This window comes from Rhizobacter sp. P2_H2 (assembly GCF_056403375.1).
In genome coordinates this window covers 1-801 of sequence record NZ_JBFUFP010001633.1, presented here as the reverse complement: position 1 = coordinate 801, position 801 = coordinate 1, and the positions used below count along the sequence as shown (strand labels likewise).

The window sequence follows — 801 nt, the reverse complement described above, 5'->3', positions numbered from 1 at the left end:
GGAAGTGCCGGCGCCGGCCGCCGGCGTGATCGCGCAGATCGTCAAGAACGACGGCGAGAGCTGCACCAGCGATGAAGTGATCGCCCGGATCGACACCGAAGCCGCTGCGCAGGTGAGCCCGCTGGAAATCAAGGCCGTGCCCGCACCGACCGCGGCCCCGGCGGCGGCTGCCGCTGCGCCGAGCAGCGCCAGCAAGAGCGATGTCGCGATGCCCGCGGCCGCCAAGCTGCTGGCCGACAACAACCTGTCGACCAGCGCCGTCACCGGCACCGGCAAGGACGGCCGCGTGACCAAGGGCGACGTGCTGGGCGCGATCGCCGGCGGCGCGAAGCCGGCTGTCGCCGCACCGGTGGCTGCACCGGTCGCACCGTCGGTGGCGAAGCCGCTGCCGGCCGTCGCCGCGCCGATCCAGCAGAACCTGGGCGATCGTCCGGAACAGCGCGTGCCGATGAGCCGCCTGCGCGCCCGCGTTGCCGAGCGCCTGCTGCAGTCGCAGGCCACCAACGCCATCCTGACCACGTTCAACGAAGTGAACATGGCGCCGGTGATGGAGATGCGCAAGAAGTTCCAGGAGAAGTTCGAGAAGGAGCACGGCGTGAAGCTGGGCTTCATGAGCTTCTTCGTGAAGGCCGCGGTCGCCGCGCTGAAGAAGTACCCGGTGATCAACGCCAGCGTCGACGGCAACGACATCGTCTACCACGGCTACTTCGACATCGGCATCGCGGTCGGTTCGCCGCGCGGCCTGGTGGTGCCGATCATCCGCAATGCCGACCAGCTGAGCTTTGCCGACATCGAGAAGAC

General features: G+C 68.9%; 1 protein-coding gene. It reads left to right on the top strand.

Annotated elements, in window-relative coordinates; genetic code table 11:
• Positions 1 to 801 (top strand): 2-oxo acid dehydrogenase subunit E2 (locus AC1D15_RS35240; protein ID WP_477829739.1); only part of this gene is annotated, 801 nt, incomplete at both ends.